The sequence below is a fragment of the Brevibacterium sp. CT2-23B genome, assembly GCF_013168765.1.
Classification (GTDB): Bacteria; Actinomycetota; Actinomycetes; order Actinomycetales; family Brevibacteriaceae; genus Brevibacterium; species Brevibacterium sediminis.
The window spans coordinates 621,894-637,453 of record NZ_JABBYK010000001.1 but is presented as its reverse complement, the minus strand read 5'-3'; the positions used below and the strand labels follow the sequence as shown (position 1 = coordinate 637,453).

The following is a 15,560-nucleotide window of genomic DNA, read 5'->3' as shown; positions in this document are numbered from 1 at the left end:
ACTCTACAAGTGACCTGGAACACCTCTGCGCCCGGGGGTCGACTTTGGACTGAGACGTGAGTCTCGGCGTGGTCGGCACGGCTCGGCAGCCGCCAATACGTTAACGTAGGAGGGTGCTTGTCCTAAGTATCAGCAGCCTCAAAGGCGGAGTCGGTAAGACATCCGTGACGCTCGGTCTGGCCTCGGCGGCCTACAACAGGGGGATTCCCACCCTGGTCGTCGACATGGACCCGCAGGCGGACTCGTCGACCGGCCTCGATGTGCCGACCTCGACGCGTGTCGACATCGCCGATGTGCTCGCTGCTCCGAAGTCCCAGAAGATCCTGTCCGAGGCGATCATCCCCTCCGGGTGGGTCGGTGACAGGCTCGGCCACCTCGATGTGATCTCAGGATCTCCGCGTGCCGCGGAATTCGATCGGCCTTCGCTGTCCGAGCGCTATCTGCGCCGGCTGGAAGATGCCCTGACTCGCATCGCGAAAGGCTACCGACTCGTCCTCATCGACTGTCCGCCCAGCCTCAACGGTCTCACCCGTACGGCGTGGACAGCGAGCAACCGAGTCGCGGTCGTCACCGAGCCCAGCCTGTTCTCTGTTGCGGCTGCCGACCGTGCCCTGCGGGCGACGGACGAGCTGCGGCAGCGTGGTGCCTCCGATCTGCAGCCACTCGGCCTGGTCGTCAATCGGGTACGTGCCGGTTCGACCGAACATGACTATCGCATCCAGGAGATGCGTGAGATGTTCGGTCCTCTCGTCCTCAATCCGCCCTTGGCCGAACGGGCCGTCATGCAGCAGGCTCAGGGATCGGCGCGTCCGATCCACTCCTGGCCGGGCAAACCCGCCGAAGAAGTCGCCGGCTCGTTCGACGCTCTTCTCGAACGAGCACTGCGCTCGGAGAACATCCGCGGACGACGCGGTGCCGCCCCGGCGAAGAACGGCGCTCAGCAGCCCGAGCAGAAGTGAACGACTAGCTGCCCCCGCTCCCCCACCAACACGTCGACTGCCGTCGCGAACTCAGGTTCGCGACGGCAGTTCTCTGTTCCCGGGCGCCTCGGACACATTCGAGGCGCCCGGCGCCTCACCTTTCCGTTCCATACGACGACCGAGACGGTCCGCTCGAAATGAGCGGACCGCCTCGGTGGTGGTGTGAGTACTCTGTCGGCTGTCAGCCGGACTTGCGTGCGCGACGGGCGGCGAGCTCATCCATGGCTTCGAGGGCCGCGTCGTCTTCTGGGACTCGTTCGCTCGGGAACTCGGACAGCGAACCTTCGACTTCGTTCCAGACGCGGCCGACGGCGATGCCGAAGACGCCCTGCCCTCCCTGGAGGAGGTCGACGACCTCATCAGGTGAGGTGCATTCGAAGACGCTGGCGCCATCGGACATGAGGGTGATCTGTGAGAGATCGTCGACGCCGCGGGAACGCAGGTGCTCAACCGCGGTGCGGATCGACTGCAGTCCGACGCCGGTGTCGAGAAGTCGCTTGACGATCTTGAGGACGAGGATGTCACGGAAGCTGTAGAGCCGCTGGCTGCCGGATCCGGTCGCATTGCGGATCGACGGGGTCACCAGATCGGTGCGCGCCCAGTAATCGAGGCGACGGTAGCTGATGCCGACGACCTTGCAGACGGTGGGACCGCGGTAGCCGGCCTCTTCATCGAGTACGGGCAGATCATCATCGAACAGCAGCCCTTGGGCTGCTGACGGCATCGGCGTCATGTCGACGCTTTCATGACTTGAGCGGTTCACACCGACTCCTCCTTAAAGTCCCTGGGGGAAGCGAAGGTCGCTTGGAAGGACCGAGAACATAGTCATTCTAGCTCTCTTCCCAGCGAACCTACAGTGGGATTCAACAACTCCAAGTTATTCTGCCGTCCCCGCCAGGACAAACATCTCGAGGTAACAATTTCCGCGTGTCGCCGTTACCGCAGTATTCGAACATGTCACATGGATGTCATTCAGGCGACCCGGAGCGGAAGGAGCCGGGGCCGAAGGGCCTAGTTCGACGGGCTTTCGCCGTCTGATTTCGATTCATCCCGGTTCGGAGGATCCGTCTTCTTCGGCTTGGCGCTCGTCAGCAGCTTGGTTTTGACCGTCGACGCATAGCTGTCAACGTATTCCTGTCCGGACAGGCGCATGATCTCGTACATGATCTCGTCGGTGACCGACCGCAGCATGAAACGGTCGACAGGAAGACCCGAATACTTCGAGAAGTCCATCGGTGCGCCGAAGACGACTCCGACACGCCGGAGCTTGGGAACGAGGCGACCGGCAGGCTGCAGCTTGTCCGTGCCGATGATCGCCACTGGAACCACAGGCGCGCCGGACTCGAGGACGAGACGCGCAATGCCGGTGCGTCCGCGATAGAGCTTCCCGTCGGGCGAGCGAGTGCCTTCGGGATAGATGCCCAGCGAGTTTCCCTCACGGAGAACCTTCAGACCCGATTCGAGCGACGCCTGAGATCCCGATCCGCCGCCGCGGTCCATGGGCAGCTGATTGTTGAGCTTGAAGAACCACCGTGTCACCGCACCCTTGATTCCGCGACCGGTGAAGTAGTCCTTCTTCGCCAGATAGACGACGGGACGCGGAGCGAGCAGCGGAACGAAGATCGAGTCCATGAAGTGGTTGTGATTTCCTGCGATGATCGCCGGGCCCTCGGACGGCAGATTGTCCAGGCCCCGCACCCACGGACGGAAGAGGATCCGCAGGATGGGTCCGGCGAGGACTCGCTTGAGAAACCAGTAGAACACGCGCACCCTTCCGACTACGACTCTTTGTCGTCCTCGGCAATCATATATCGACACGAACGGTGAACAGCGAAGTCCGTCTCGGACTCATCCGTGCCATGCTGGGAGCATGGAGATCGATTTCACACTCGGAGCGGACCCGACGGCCGCCTATCGCAGCCTCGACAACGGTTCAGCCTCCGCGGTTCTCTTCCTGCACGGACTCACCGGTTCGCCCGTCTCCTGGGTCCCGATCGCCCGCGCGATCGCAGCGGAGGGCGTCGACGTCAGCGTCCCCCAGCTGCCCGGACACGGCACCTCATGGCAGGACATGGACTCCACTGGATGGTCCGACTGGCTCGGCGAGGCGCGCACCGAGCTGGGTCGGCTGCAGGCCGACCACGAGCGTGTCGTCGTCGCCGGCCTGTCGATGGGTGGAGCCCTTGCACTCGCCCTGGCGGCGGCAGAGGGTGCGCCCGACGAGATCGTCGTGGTCAATCCTGCCCTCTACATCGACTCTCCCTTCGCTCCCCTGCTGCCAGTGCTCAGGCACGTCGTGCGCACGATTCCGTCGATCGGCGGCGACATCGCCCACCCGGACCGCGACGAGTACGCCTACGAACGGACGCCGGTGGCTCCCCTGGCCACGTTCCATCGTGCGCTGCGAACCCTGCGCGACGATCTGTGGAAAGTCACCCGCCCCGTCACTGCCATGGTCTCCGGTGAGGACAACGTCGTGAGTCCGCGGACGCTGCGTGCGCTGCGATCGAACCTTCCGCACCCGCCGAGGATCGTCGCCCTGCGCCGATCTCGCCATGTGGCGACCCTCGACTTCGACGCGAACACCATCGCAGAGGCGGTCCTGCAGGCGGTCTCCACCGAAACGACCGTGCCACGGCAGTCCGAGACCGGGGAATAGCTGGGGCCACGGAATTGCTGAGTCAGGTATGAACGACGACGGCACCGCTTCGACTCCCGACGACGAGGGCCGGGAGGACTGGCGAGGGGAGGTTCCCGATCCGGAGCGGATCGGGCACGACCGATCGCGCATCAGCGACGAGGAATGGGACGACCTCGTCCGGCAGATCGCCGAACCCTCGGCGACGACGGGTGATATGCCCGCCGAGGATGTTCGCGACGCCCTCGAGGACACCGAGCATTGGGAGCGCGAACCGGCGGAGCCGATCGGGTGGCGCACCGCTTCGCCCACTCTCGTGCTGTCCTGGGCCGCGGCTCTCGGCGCGGTCGTGCTGCTGCTCATCGGCGTGATCTTCTTCCGACCGCTGCCCGGGTGGTACCTGCTCATCGGCCTGGCCGTCGGCATCGGCGGCGCGGTCGGTCTGTTCTTCCACCTGCCGAGCCATCGTTCCGCCGACGACGGCGACGGATCCTCGGTGTGAGCGATGCTGGCCGCTTCGTGTCAGCGACACCTGAGAGACTGGACATCATGACCGTCCCGTTCGACCGCGCGCCCAGCGCACTGCACAACACTCAGCTGTCATTCGACAGCCTCGGAACTCCCCTGTCCGACGTCACCTTCGTCATCGTCGACCTCGAAACGACGGGCACCCGAGCCGGGCAATCGGAGATCACCGAAATCGGCGCGGTCAAGACTCTCGGCGGCGAGGTCATCGGCGAGTTCCAGACCCTGGTCAAACCGGAACACTCCGTGATCAGCCCATTCGTCGCCCGGCTCACCGGCATCACTCATGCGATGGTCGATGACGCACCTCCGATCAGCTCGGTTCTGCCGAGCTTCCTGGAATTCTCCGTCGGTGCGGTGCTGGTCGCACACAATGCGCCCTTCGACATCGGATTCCTCCGCTCGGCCTGCGAACGTCTCGACTACCATTGGCCGGCGCCCACAGTCCTCGATACCGTCACGCTGGCCCGACGCGTGGTCGGCCGCGACGAAGTGCGCAACCACAAACTCTCGACGCTCGCCGCTCATTTCGGCACCCAGGTCGAGCCCGATCACCGTGCGCTCTCCGATGCGCGAGCGACCGGCGAGCTCCTCCACCATCTGTTCGAACGCTTCGGCGGCTACGGAGTGACGACGCTGGAGGAGCTGTCGACCGTCAGGCAGTCAGGGTGGGCGAAGCGTCAGGCCAAATCCCACCTGGCCAAGGGCGTTCCCGCGGAGCCCGGCGTCTACATGTTCCTCGACGGCACTCGCCGTGTGCTCTACATCGGCAAGTCCGGAAATATGGCCAGGCGAGTGCGCGGGTACTTCAACGCCTCGGAGAACCGTGGCCGCATGGCCGAGATGATCACTGCGGCACAAGAGGTCAGCTGCCTGCCCTGCGCCCACCCGCTGGAAGCCGAAGTCCGCGAGATCCGCCTCATCGGAGAGTTGGCGCCGCCTTACAACCGACGGTCGAAGAACCCGGAACGCAATTCCTGGATCGTCCTCAGCGATGAGCTCTTCCCCCGACTGTCGGTGGTCCGGGCGAACTCGGCGCTCGAACGCTCCCCCGCTCCACCGCTGGGACCGTTCCGTTCACGGAAGTCGGCCCAGGCCGTCAAGGAACTCCTCGACACCCTCTACCCCGTCAAGAGGTGCACGGCAGCGATCACGCAGCGCAGCCTCGGCGTACATCGTCCCTGTGTGAGTGCACAGGTCGGTCAATGCGGCGGTCCCTGCGCTGGGATCACCGATGTCGATGACTACCAGAGCTCGATCCGCGAGCTCTTCGCTCTGCTCGATGGGGACCTGTCCTCACTGCAGCGCTTGGCCGCTGAACGCATGCAGCGACTGTCAGGAGAGGCCCGGTTCGAAACGGCCGCCGAGGTCCGTGACTCAATGCGCTCGGCAGTGTCCATCGCGGCGCGAGCCGAACAGGTCACGGCATTGCGGAGAGTTCCCGAACTGATTGCGGCGGCCCCCGGTTTCGACTCCGGCTGGGACCTGGCGATCATCCGCCACGGGAAACTCGCCGGCGCCGGCCATGTGTCGACCAGGCAAGCCATGGGAGATTCTCTGTCGGCGCTGAGTTCGACGGCCGAATGGGTCCCTGCCCCCGGAGCGCTGCCGCAGGAGACCGACTCGCTCCCGGAGGAGTCGCGTCTGCTGGCCGGCTGGCTGGAGACCGCCGAGCTCGTCTCTGTGACGCCCGCAGGCGATCATGGCTGGTCGCTGCCCCGTCAGGGAGCGACCAGCCATGCACAGAGCTCAGGAGCGGTTCGACTCAGCGACTCTGTGTGAGACGTCGATGAGCTGTTGGAGCTTGTCCGCGCCGCCCCCGTTGTCGATCGTCGCCACCGCAGTTTCGAGTTTGAGGGCCAAGCGCTCCGTGAAGGTGCCCACAGCCGACTCGTCGGCGGCGACGAGCGCCGCTGCGGCGTTGATGGCCACGATGTCGCGCACGGCCGATCGTTCACCGTCGAGGACCGCGCGCGTGATGGCCGCGTTCTCATTCGGGCCGCCGCCGCGCAGATCGTCCTTCGTCGCCCGCTCGATGCCGAGGTCGAGGGCGTCGAACGTCGTGTGTTCGATCTCGCCGTGACGGACTTCCCACACATCGTTGACGTCGGTGTTGCTCAGCTCGTCGAGACCGTCGCGTGACCGGAAGACCACGGCCTGGTGCCCGCGTTTGGCCAGCGTGCCGACGACGAGCGGGGCCATCTGGGCATCGGCGACGCCGATGGCCGTATGCCTGGCTCGAGCCGGGTTCGTCAGGGGGCCGAGGATGTTGAACGCGGTGGGAACGTTGATCTGGCGCCGCACTGCAGAGACGAACTGCATCGACGGATGGAACACGTTGGCGAAGCAGAAGGCCAGTCCGACTTCTTGGGCGATCTGACCGGTCTGTGCGGGTGTGATGTCGAACCGCACGCCGAGGGCTTCGAGCACATCGGCCGATCCCGACGCCGAGGATGTCGCGCGGTTTCCGTGCTTGACGACCCGCTGTCCGGTGGCGGAGATGATCATGGCCGCGGTCGAGGAGATGTTCGCCGTCTTCGCGCGGTCGCCTCCGGTGCCGACGATGTCGACGGAATCTTCCAGTCCTGGCAGGGGAACGGCATGATCCATCATGGCCGCCACGAGGCCGGCGATCTCCTCGACCGTTTCGCCCTTCGTATGGTGTGCGGCGAGAAATGCGGCCATTGTCACATCCGGAGTCTTGCCCGACATGATCTGATCCATCGCCCAAGCCGCCTGGTCTCCATCGAGGTCCTGCTGGTGCATGAGAGCCATGAGCAGGTCGGGCCAGTTCTCAGCGGCCGCCGGAACCGTGGTGCGGGCCCCGGAAGCCTGAGCTGCCGGGGTGGTCTTGGGCGTCGAATCGGTCATCCGTCTGAACTCTCACTAGGGGCTGCCGCCGCCCCGAAGCTCAGGGCGGACCTTACCTGCGGCATACTATCGCGACTTCGACACGCGGGCGGAAGCGGCATCCGAAACGAGATTTCGGCACCAGATCGCGGTTTTTGCTACGTCGTGTAGAAATTTCTTTCTCGAAACCTGGGTAAAAGATGAAAACTCACCCCGAGACGGGTAATAATGGGGTTGTGTCAACTGCCACTGCATCTCAAACAGCGCCAGCACATCCGGTTGTCAATCGTCCGAATGTGACCACGGTGGGCTTCATCGTGTTCCTCGCGAGCGACCTGATGTTCTTTGCCGCGCTCTTCGCCATGTACTTCACCGTCCGGTCCGTTGTTCCGGAGCTGTGGGAGGCGAGGACCCAGATCCTCGACATCCCCTACGCTCTCGGCAACACGTTGATCCTGGTGTCGTCTTCGTTCACCTGCCAGATCGGTGTGTTCGCTGCCGAGCGGTTCCGTCCCCGGCGGACCGGGTCGCTGTTCAACATCGCCAAATGGGGAATGGTCGAGTGGTTCTACCTCACCTTCGCCTTGGGCGCGATCTTCGTCTCCGGTCAGGTCATGGAGTACGCGACCCTCGTCAGCGAGGGCATCTCGATCAGCTCCGACGGCTACGGTTCCGTCTTCTACCTGACCACGGGCTTCCACGGCATTCACGTGACCATCGGGCTCATCTGCTTCCTGCTCGTCATCGGACGCGCCTACGGAGCGAAGAAGTTCGGTCACCATGAAGCCACATTCGCAATCTGCGTGTCCTACTACTGGCACTTCGTCGATGTCGTCTGGATCGGTCTGTTCGGCGTCATCTACCTGCTCCAGTAGCCGGCCCGAGATGCTCGGCCCCCAGGACTCACAACACTTCAAGCAAAGGACGATCAAGTGAAGCTTCTAGCAGATCGCCGCAGACATCCCATGGCGCTGGTCGCGCTTCTTCTCGTGGGACTGCTGCTGACCGGCGGAGCCTATGCACTCTTCACGCAGACTTCGAGCGCCAAGGCGGACACAGCCAGCGCCTCTGATATCGAAGAAGGCAAGAAACTCTTCGCGGCAAACTGTGCCACCTGTCACGGCATGAACGCCGAAGGCTCGAAGGCCGGTCCCGGCCTCATCGGCGTCGGCGCCGCTGCAGTGGACTTCCAGGTCGGCACCGGACGCATGCCGCTGCAGGCCAACGGCCCGCAGGCTCGCGTCAAGGAACCGCAGTTCGACGAAGAGCAGACCGCTCAGCTCGCTGCCTACGTCGCTTCGCTCGGCCCCGGGCCGGCAGTTCCCGAAGACGAGTACCTCGATGCTTCGAAGGGTGATCCCGCTGCCGGCGGCGGTCTGTTCCGCACCAACTGCGCCATGTGCCACAACGTGGTCGGCTCCGGTGGTGCGCTGACCCGCGGCAAATACGCACCGAACCTGTCCGAAGTCTCCGAGAAGCACCTCTACGAAGCGATGCAGACCGGCCCCCAGAACATGCCGATCTTCAACGACGCGAACCTGACTCCCGAAGACAAGCGCGATGTCATCGCCTACGTCAAGGAAGTCTCGGACAACCCCTCCCCCGGCGGCTTCAAGCTCGGTTCGCTGGGCCCAGTGGCAGAGGGCCTGTTCATCTGGTTCTTCGGACTTGCTGCCGTCATCGGTCTGACAGTGTGGCTGTCATCCAGGGCCAAGTGAGTCTGACAGTGTCGTTCACCATCAATTACGAGAATAGACGGGGAATTCAATGACCTCGAAAGAGCACTCCGGCGGCGGCAGCCAGCTCGAGGAGTTGAACGGGTTCACGAACCCAGGTCTGCCCGAGCACAAACCGCGCCTGGCCGACTCGGACCCACGCGCCGAGAAGGTCGCCGAACGACAGGTAGCCGCCTGGTTCATCCTCTCGATGATCGGAACCATCTGGTTCATCGTGGCGTACTTCCTGTTCACCCCGGGCGAATCGATGCAGAGCATCCGCCTTCACAACATGTTCGTCGGCCTCGGTGCCGCTGTCGCGATGTTCTCCATCGGCTTCGGTGCAGTGCTCTGGGCCAAGAACCTCATGAGCGATCACGAGGGCATCGACGAACGCCATGACATCGGCGGCAGCGAAGAGGATCAGGCGATTGCGCTCGAGATCCTCCACCAGGCCAAGGAAGAGTCGGGCATCGCCCGTCGTCCTCTGCTGCGCAATACGCTCATCGCCGCTCTGGCGATCGCGCCGCTGCCGGCAGTTCTCGTCTTCCGCGACCTCGGTCCGCTGCCGGGCGACAAGATGTTCAACACGCTCTGGCAGAAGGGCACTCGCCTCATCCGCGACGTCGGCGGAATCCCCTCGGTGGATTCCGAACGTCCGATCAAGGCTGACGAAGTCACCATCGGCTCGGCCTACCATGTCCTGCCTTCGGGCATCGGCGACGAGGAGGCCAGCGAGCACCCGCTGAACGAGAAGGCCAAGGCGGCCGTGCTTCTCATGCGCATCGATCCCAAGGAACTCAAAGAGGATCCGGATCGCAAGGACTGGTCGCACGACGGAATCGTCGCCTACTCGAAGATCTGCACCCACGTCGGCTGCCCCGTCGCACTGTACGAGCACCAGACACACCACCTGCTGTGCCCCTGCCACCAGTCGACCTTCGACGTGACGGAACACTGCAAGGTCATCTTCGGCCCGGCCAAACGACCGCTTCCTCAGCTGCCCATCACCGTGGACAGCGAAGGCTACCTGGTTGCCCAGTCGGACTTCCCTGAGCCTGTCGGACCTACGTTCTGGGAGATCAACCACCCATGAGTACTACACAGCCAACCACCACCATCGGGAAGGCGGCGAACTTCGCCGAAACCCGCGTCGGGGCATCTGTCCTCGTGCGCGAGTTCGGTCGCAAGATCTTCCCCTCCCACTGGTCGTTCATGCTCGGCGAGGTTGCTCTCTACAGCTTCATCATCGTCGTTCTGTCCGGAACGTTCCTCACGTTCTTCTTCCAGCCGGCCATGGGCGAACTGCACTACGACGGACCCTGGCTGCCGCTGCGCGGCGTCGAGATCTCCGAAGCCTATGATTCGACACTCGCGATCTCCCTGGAGATCCGCGGCGGTCTGTTCATCCGACAGATGCACCACTGGGGCGCGTTGCTCTTCGTCGCCGCATTGAGCGTCCACATGCTCCGCGTGTTCTTCACCGGTGCCTTCCGCCGTCCGCGTGAGCTCAACTGGGTCGTCGGTGTTCTGCTCGTCATCATGGGCATGGCGGCCGGCTTCACCGGCTACTCGCTCCCCGATGACCTGCTCTCGGGCAACGGACTGCGAATCATCGACGGCATCCTGAAGTCGCTACCGCTCGTCGGAACCTATATCTCGTTCTTCCTCTTCGGTGGAGAGTTCCCGGGCATCGACATCGTGGCCCGCCTCTACACCCTGCACATCATGATCGTGCCAGCTCTGCTCATCGCACTCATCGGCATCCACCTGATGTTCGTCGTCGTGCACAAGCACACCCAGTACCCTGGTGCCGGAAACACCGAGAAGAACGTCGTCGGAGAACCTGTTCTGCCGACCTTCGCAGCCAAGGGCGGAGGATTCTTCTTCCTCATCTTCGGTCTGCTCTCGCTCATCTCGGCGCTGTTCACGATCAACCCGATCTGGAACTACGGTCCGTATGACCCCTCCCCGGTCTCGGCCGGTACCCAGCCTGACTGGTACATCGGTTGGGCCGATGGGTTCCTCCGCATCGTCCCGGGCTGGTTCGAGTTCTACATCTTCGGATGGCCGATCTCGTTCAACATCAACAGCGCCGTGATCGTCATGGGCGGCGTGTTCGCTGTCATGTTCATCTACCCGTTCTTCGAGGCGTGGCTGCAGAAGGACCATCGGGAGCACCACATCCTCGATCGTCCGCGCAACAACCCGACTCGTACCGCCATCGGCGTTGCAGGAATCATCTTCTACTGCAACATGTGGGCGGCAGCATCGGGTGACATCATCGCAGTGTTCTTCCAGATGTCGCTCAACGACATGATCTACATCTTCCGATTCCTGTTCTTCTTCGGACCGATCATCGGTTACATCATCACCAAGCGCATGTGCCTCGCGCTTCAGCGCAAGGATCGTGAAATCGCTCTGCACGGACGGGAGACGGCCCATATCATCCGTCTGCCCCACGGTGAGTTCCTCGAACGTCACGAGGCTCTTCCCCCGCACAAGCTGTGGAAGATCACCGCGTTCGAGTCGCCGGCCTACGTACCGGCCGAGCCGAATGCCGAGGGCAAGATCACGGGGATGGAGAAGCTGCGTGCACGTCTGTCTCGCTTCTTCTTCGAAGATCGTGTGGCCCCGGTGACGAAGCAGGAGCTCGAAGCTTCGCACCACGACCACGACGTTGTCGAGGGTTCGAACAACAAGGAACTCGGACACTGACAGGTCCGACACACCTGATACGAGGGGCTCAGCAGTTCAACTGCTGAGCCCCTCGCTCCATTCACAGAAGAGGCGGTCACTCGTCACTCCCCGTCGCGTACTCCGTTCTCCGCCTCCTGATGTGGATATCTGCACCTGCCCCTGTCGGTCTCAGCAACTGCTGGCCAGGGGCAGTACCACCTGGATTGAGCCGCTTCCGCCTCGATCGGAATAGTCCCGTGTCGGTCCGATCTGGTTCTCCGCGAATCGGAACACCCGCCGTAGGCTATGAGAGCCACGTCCTGCGTCTCAAAATGCTCTGGCCGAGCACGAGGTCGTCTGAGACTGCCGACGGGCCGCTGACGGGCCTGCAGCAAGCTTCTGAACGTACTGCTCCGTTCGCCTCGGGGAGGCCCGTGCACGAAGACGGGCGTTCGTTCAGCGGTGCCCAGACGTGGAATCTGCCTCTCCCCTGGCCCGTTGCCTGGCGCCTCATAGCTGCTCTCAAAGTCTCGACTGCCGATCGAGGCTCATCGGCCCCAAGATTGGCAGAAAGAGAATGAGCCGAACGGTACAGTGACACACTGCCGCATCTTGGCCAGCGAAAGAGTGTCACCAGGGCTCTCTTCAGCCTCCAGTCGCCTCCGGCTGCGTCTGCGTCCGCCCTAATGGACGCTCGCCGCGATCCGTGGTGGACCCGATGTCGATCTTGGCGATTGCGTCGGCACAACGCCTCCTTCATCGCGGTGTGCTCTGTCGAATTGGTACTGAATGTTCTCAAATGTTCACCGAACAGAGTGATGAGTTCAGAACAGCCTGGACCAAACCGCAGTCCGCCTTTAGCTCCGGAAGAGCAGTCCGCCGCTTGCTCCGACTGCGAACGGCAGAAGTGCGACCCTGCGGGTGTACGTATGGGCCGCAGGGGACCACGCAAGCGTCCATCAGCCACTCCGGCGCCGACAAGGGACCGGAGGACGTGCCCACGATGATTTCTGTCCACCTGTGTCGGGTTTGTCCGCTGCCGGTGAATAGCACTGTGGCCCGGACTCGACTTGAGTCCGGGCCACAGTGGCTGGGCGATCAGATCACTGAATCAGTGGGCGAAATCGCCGCGATCGTGTTCGTAGGTGAGACCGACCAGAGCAACGATGCCGAGCACGACACCGAACGGGAAGATCCACCAACCCATGGCGATTCCGTAGAATGCGACGGCGGCGGCTCCCGCGCTGACGATCGGCCACCAGCTCCACGGGCTGAACATACCGTAGTCGGCATCGGCGTCGGAGATCTCGGCGTCGTCGTTGTCCTGAGGCTGACGACCGACGCGTCGATCCGTCAGCCAGAGGTAGACGCCGATCATCAGGGCCATCAGTCCGACGAGGAGCAACGCCGGGAATCCGACGAGCTCGGTGAAGTCGGTGAAGAAGCCGTAGAAGATCCCGACTGCGATGAAGAACAGGCCGCAGAGGTTGAAGACGTAGATCGATGACTTCATTTGGCGTTGTCTCCTGTGAGCTGGGGTTCTGCCTGACCGTGACCGCTGTATTCAAGCAGCTCGGGGTGGTTGAGGTCGAAGGCAGGACGTTCGGAGCGGATCCGCGGCAGCGAGGTGAAGTTGTGACGCGGGGGCGGGCAGGAGGTAGCCCATTCGAGCGATCCTCCGTAGCCCCATGGGTCATCGACCGTCACCTTGGGTGCATTGCGGTGGGTGATCCACACGTTCCAGAAGAACGGAACCATGGACAGACCCAGCAGCAGCGAACCGACCGTCGACACCTGGTTCATCCAGGTGAAGCCGTCCTGCGGCAGGTAGTCGGCGTAACGACGCGGCATTCCGTCGACACCCAGCCAGTGCTGGACGAGGAAGGTTCCGTGGAAGCCGATGAACAGCATCCAGAAATGGATGTGTCCGAGCTTTTCGTTGAGCATCTTGCCCGTCCACTTCGGCCACCAGAAGTAGAATCCGGCGAACATCGCGAACACGACGGTGCCGAAGACGACGTAGTGGAAGTGCGCCACGACGAAGTAGGTGTCGGACACATGCTGGTCGAGGGCCGGGCTGGCCAGGATGACTCCGGTCAGACCGCCGAAGAGGAACGTTGCGAGGAAGCCGATCGACCACACGATGGGAGTCTCGAATGTGATCGAGCCTCTCCACATCGTGCCGATCCAGTTGAAGAACTTCACACCTGTCGGAATCGCGATGAGCATCGTCATGAAGGCGAAGAACGGCAGTGCCACGACGCCCGTGACGTACATGTGGTGGGCCCACACGGTCACCGACAGCGCAGCAATGGCAACTGTCGCGAAGACGAGTTCCTTGTAGCCGAAGACCGGCTTGCGGCTGAACACCGGGAAGATCTCTGTGACGATGCCGAAGAACGGCAGCGCAATGACATAGACCTCCGGATGGCCGAAGAACCAGAACAGGTGCTGCCAGAGTATCGGTCCGCCGTTGCCCGGACTGAACACATGGGAACCGAGGACGCGGTCGGAACCGAGCACCAGCAGCGCAGCAGCCAGAGGCTGGAAGGCCATGAGCACGAGGATGCCGGTGACCAGGACGTTCCAGGTGAAGATCGGCATGCGGAACATGGTCATGCCCGGGGCGCGCATGGTGATCACAGTCGTGATGAAGTTGACGGAGCCGAGGATGGTTCCGAAGCCCTGCAGGGCGAGTCCGAGGACCCACAAGTTGCCACCGGCGCCCGGTGTGAACGTCGTATTGCTCAATGGCGCGTAGGCGGTCCAGCCGAAGGATGCCGCACCCTGAGGGGTGAGGAATCCGGAGATGGCCACAAGGCTACCGAAGAGGTACATCCAGAAGGCGAAGGCATTCAGCCGCGGGAACGCCACGTCCGGAGCGCCGATCTGCAACGGCATGATGACGTTGGCGAAGCCGGCGAACAGCGGGGTGGCGAACATCAGCAGCATCAATGTGCCGTGCATGGTGAACAGCTGGTTGTACTGTTCCTTGGTCTCAACGATCTGCATTCCGGGCTCGAAGAGCTCGAGGCGGATGATGAGCGCCATCACACCGCCGACGCAGAAGAAGAAGAACGAGCCGATGAGGTACATGTACCCGATCGTCTTATGGTCCGTCGACGTGATCCAGTCGACGATGATCTTGCCCTTGCTCCGTGGAACTACCGGAGCATCAAGAGCCGCCTGATCCATCGTGGCGGTCATTTCTCAGCACCTTCTTTCGGGTACCAGTTGCGATCGTACTCCGGTCCCAGCTGGCCTGTGTTGCCCTGATCGGCAAGCGACTGCGTGTACTCCTGGAATTCTTCCTTCGACACGACCTTGACGTTGAAAAGCATCTCCGAGTGGTACTCACCGCAAAGCTCGGCACACTTGCCGACATACTCGCCTTCCTTCTCGGCACGCAGATGCAGGCTCTGATCGTGGCCGGGGATCATATCGCGCTTCTCGAGGAAGGCGGGGACCCAGAAGGAGTGGAGGACGTCGCGGGAGTGCAGGCGGATCTCCAGGTCGGTGTCGACGGGGAGGTAGAGGACGGGAGCGGTCTTCTCGGGGGCTTCGGTGCCGTCGAGGGCAACCTGAGTGCCGGCGTAGTAGACGTCTTCGGTCTCATAGTTGAAGTCCCAGGCCCACTGCTTGGCAGCGACCTCGATGACCTGCTCGCCAGGGGTGGAGTCATCCGTCGTCTTCTCCATGACCTGGACGTTCTGGAAGAAGAAGCCGAGGACGAGGACGACCGGAGTCACCGTGAAGAGGATTTCGATCGGCATGCTGTAGCGCATCTGCACCGGCAGTCCGCGATCGTTCTTGCGGCGGCGGTAGGCGACCATGGCCCACAGGATGAGTCCCCACACGATGAGGCCCACGATGAGAAGGGCGATCCAGCCGCCGTTCCACAGCGCTGTATAGGCATCAGTGTGGTTCGTCGCGCCTTGCGATTCGACGGGAAAAAATCCTGTGGCGATCTGCTCTTTAGTGCAACCCGATAGCAACGCCGGTATCAACACGGCGCTCAGAATGCCGAGCCGCTTCGCCCAGGACCGCTGCGGTCCTGACTGATTCGGAGAATCCACGTGCAGCCTTTCACAACGTTCTGCGTCTCCAGGTCAGGCCGAGAGACGTGTACTTACTCTGTCACTCATAAGACTACCGCTACACGCGGTAGAAATT

General features: G+C 62.8%; 14 protein-coding genes. 8 read left to right on the top strand and 6 right to left on the bottom strand.

Annotated elements, in window-relative coordinates; translation table 11 throughout:
• Nucleotides 1-113 precede the first annotated feature (113 nt).
• Nucleotides 114-959 carry a ParA family protein gene (locus HIM68_RS02985; RefSeq protein WP_139908018.1) on the top strand — a complete coding sequence of 282 codons (846 nt, stop codon included), beginning with the start codon at nt 114-116 and terminating at the stop codon, nt 957-959.
• Nucleotides 960-1,161: 202 nt separating this feature from the next.
• Here HIM68_RS02985 and HIM68_RS02980 read toward each other — a convergent pair whose 3' ends face one another.
• Together HIM68_RS02980 and HIM68_RS02975 are read right to left on the bottom strand one after the other, a co-directional pair.
• Entirely contained in the window at nt 1,162-1,743 is a 582-nt protein-coding gene (locus tag HIM68_RS02980; protein WP_101544153.1) for a MerR family transcriptional regulator, read from the bottom strand.
• A gap of 248 nt (nt 1,744-1,991) precedes the next feature.
• Nucleotides 1,992-2,744: a 1-acyl-sn-glycerol-3-phosphate acyltransferase gene (locus HIM68_RS02975; protein ID WP_139467197.1), complete on the bottom strand. Its 753-nt coding sequence runs from the start codon at nt 2,742-2,744 to the stop codon at nt 1,992-1,994.
• 106 nt (nt 2,745-2,850) lie between these two features.
• Here HIM68_RS02975 and HIM68_RS02970 point away from each other — a divergent pair, with 106 nt between their 5' ends.
• The 3 genes from HIM68_RS02970 to HIM68_RS02960 are packed head-to-tail and all read left to right on the top strand — an operon-like array spanning nt 2,851 to nt 5,925.
• On the top strand, nt 2,851-3,639 hold the full coding sequence (locus tag HIM68_RS02970) for a carboxylesterase (protein ID WP_172169445.1): 789 nt from the start codon (nt 2,851-2,853) through the stop codon (nt 3,637-3,639).
• 28 nt (nt 3,640-3,667) lie between these two features.
• The gene (locus HIM68_RS02965; RefSeq protein WP_139467195.1) at nt 3,668-4,120 is read left to right on the top strand and encodes a hypothetical protein; all 453 of its coding nucleotides are present in this window, start codon (nt 3,668-3,670) and stop codon (nt 4,118-4,120) included.
• A gap of 47 nt (nt 4,121-4,167) precedes the next feature.
• Nucleotides 4,168-5,925 (top strand): DEDD exonuclease domain-containing protein, encoded by a 1,758-nt coding sequence (locus HIM68_RS02960; RefSeq protein ID WP_172169442.1) that lies wholly within the window; start codon nt 4,168-4,170, stop codon nt 5,923-5,925.
• Here HIM68_RS02960 and trpD read toward each other — a convergent pair.
• Nucleotides 5,893-7,014 carry an anthranilate phosphoribosyltransferase gene (gene trpD / locus HIM68_RS02955; RefSeq protein WP_172169439.1) on the bottom strand — a complete coding sequence of 374 codons (1,122 nt, stop codon included), beginning with the start codon at nt 7,012-7,014 and terminating at the stop codon, nt 5,893-5,895. The genes HIM68_RS02960 and trpD overlap by 33 nt on opposite strands.
• A gap of 284 nt (nt 7,015-7,298) precedes the next feature.
• On the opposite strand from trpD, the gene HIM68_RS02950 reads away from it, so the two are divergent.
• The 4 genes from HIM68_RS02950 to HIM68_RS02935 are packed head-to-tail and all read left to right on the top strand — an operon-like array spanning nt 7,299 to nt 11,426.
• The gene (locus tag HIM68_RS02950) at nt 7,299-7,868 is read left to right on the top strand and encodes a heme-copper oxidase subunit III (RefSeq protein ID WP_039207694.1); all 570 of its coding nucleotides are present in this window, start codon (nt 7,299-7,301) and stop codon (nt 7,866-7,868) included.
• Between the two features lie 57 nt (nt 7,869-7,925).
• A complete protein-coding gene (locus HIM68_RS02945) occupies nt 7,926-8,711 on the top strand; it encodes a c-type cytochrome (protein WP_139467192.1) in 786 nt (261 codons plus the stop codon).
• Between the two features lie 49 nt (nt 8,712-8,760).
• On the top strand, nt 8,761-9,804 hold the full coding sequence (locus HIM68_RS02940; RefSeq protein WP_139467191.1) for a ubiquinol-cytochrome c reductase iron-sulfur subunit: 1,044 nt from the start codon (nt 8,761-8,763) through the stop codon (nt 9,802-9,804).
• A complete protein-coding gene (locus tag HIM68_RS02935) occupies nt 9,801-11,426 on the top strand; it encodes a cytochrome bc complex cytochrome b subunit (RefSeq protein ID WP_172169433.1) in 1,626 nt (541 codons plus the stop codon). The genes HIM68_RS02940 and HIM68_RS02935 overlap by 4 nt, the downstream gene beginning before the upstream one ends.
• A gap of 1,072 nt (nt 11,427-12,498) precedes the next feature.
• On the opposite strand, the gene HIM68_RS02930 is transcribed toward HIM68_RS02935, so the two are convergent.
• From HIM68_RS02930 to coxB, 3 genes are read right to left on the bottom strand one after another with little or no spacing between them, the layout of a single operon-like run.
• Nucleotides 12,499-12,900 (bottom strand): cytochrome c oxidase subunit 4, encoded by a 402-nt coding sequence (locus HIM68_RS02930; RefSeq protein WP_139467189.1) that lies wholly within the window; start codon nt 12,898-12,900, stop codon nt 12,499-12,501.
• Entirely contained in the window at nt 12,897-14,594 is a 1,698-nt protein-coding gene (ctaD, locus tag HIM68_RS02925) for a cytochrome c oxidase subunit I (protein ID WP_139467188.1), read from the bottom strand. The genes HIM68_RS02930 and ctaD overlap by 4 nt, the downstream gene beginning before the upstream one ends.
• A complete protein-coding gene (coxB, locus tag HIM68_RS02920) occupies nt 14,591-15,463 on the bottom strand; it encodes a cytochrome c oxidase subunit II (protein ID WP_139467187.1) in 873 nt (290 codons plus the stop codon). Before coxB ends, ctaD begins: the two co-directional genes overlap by 4 nt.
• Nucleotides 15,464-15,560: the final 97 nt, after the last annotated feature.

Excerpts from the sequence above, each read along its gene's own strand:
- HIM68_RS02970 (WP_172169445.1), top strand. The coding sequence starts at position 2,851 with ATGGAGATCGATTTCACACTCGGAGCGGACCCGACGGCCGCCTATCGC.
- HIM68_RS02965 (WP_139467195.1), top strand. The coding sequence starts at position 3,668 with ATGAACGACGACGGCACCGCTTCGACTCCCGACGACGAGGGCCGGGAG.
- HIM68_RS02960 (WP_172169442.1), top strand. The coding sequence starts at position 4,168 with ATGACCGTCCCGTTCGACCGCGCGCCCAGCGCACTGCACAACACTCAG.
- trpD (WP_172169439.1), bottom strand. The coding sequence starts at position 7,014 with ATGACCGATTCGACGCCCAAGACCACCCCGGCAGCTCAGGCTTCCGGG.
- HIM68_RS02940 (WP_139467191.1), top strand. The coding sequence starts at position 8,761 with ATGACCTCGAAAGAGCACTCCGGCGGCGGCAGCCAGCTCGAGGAGTTG.
- HIM68_RS02935 (WP_172169433.1), top strand. The coding sequence starts at position 9,801 with ATGAGTACTACACAGCCAACCACCACCATCGGGAAGGCGGCGAACTTC.
- HIM68_RS02930 (WP_139467189.1), bottom strand. The coding sequence starts at position 12,900 with ATGAAGTCATCGATCTACGTCTTCAACCTCTGCGGCCTGTTCTTCATC.
- ctaD (WP_139467188.1), bottom strand. The coding sequence starts at position 14,594 with ATGACCGCCACGATGGATCAGGCGGCTCTTGATGCTCCGGTAGTTCCA.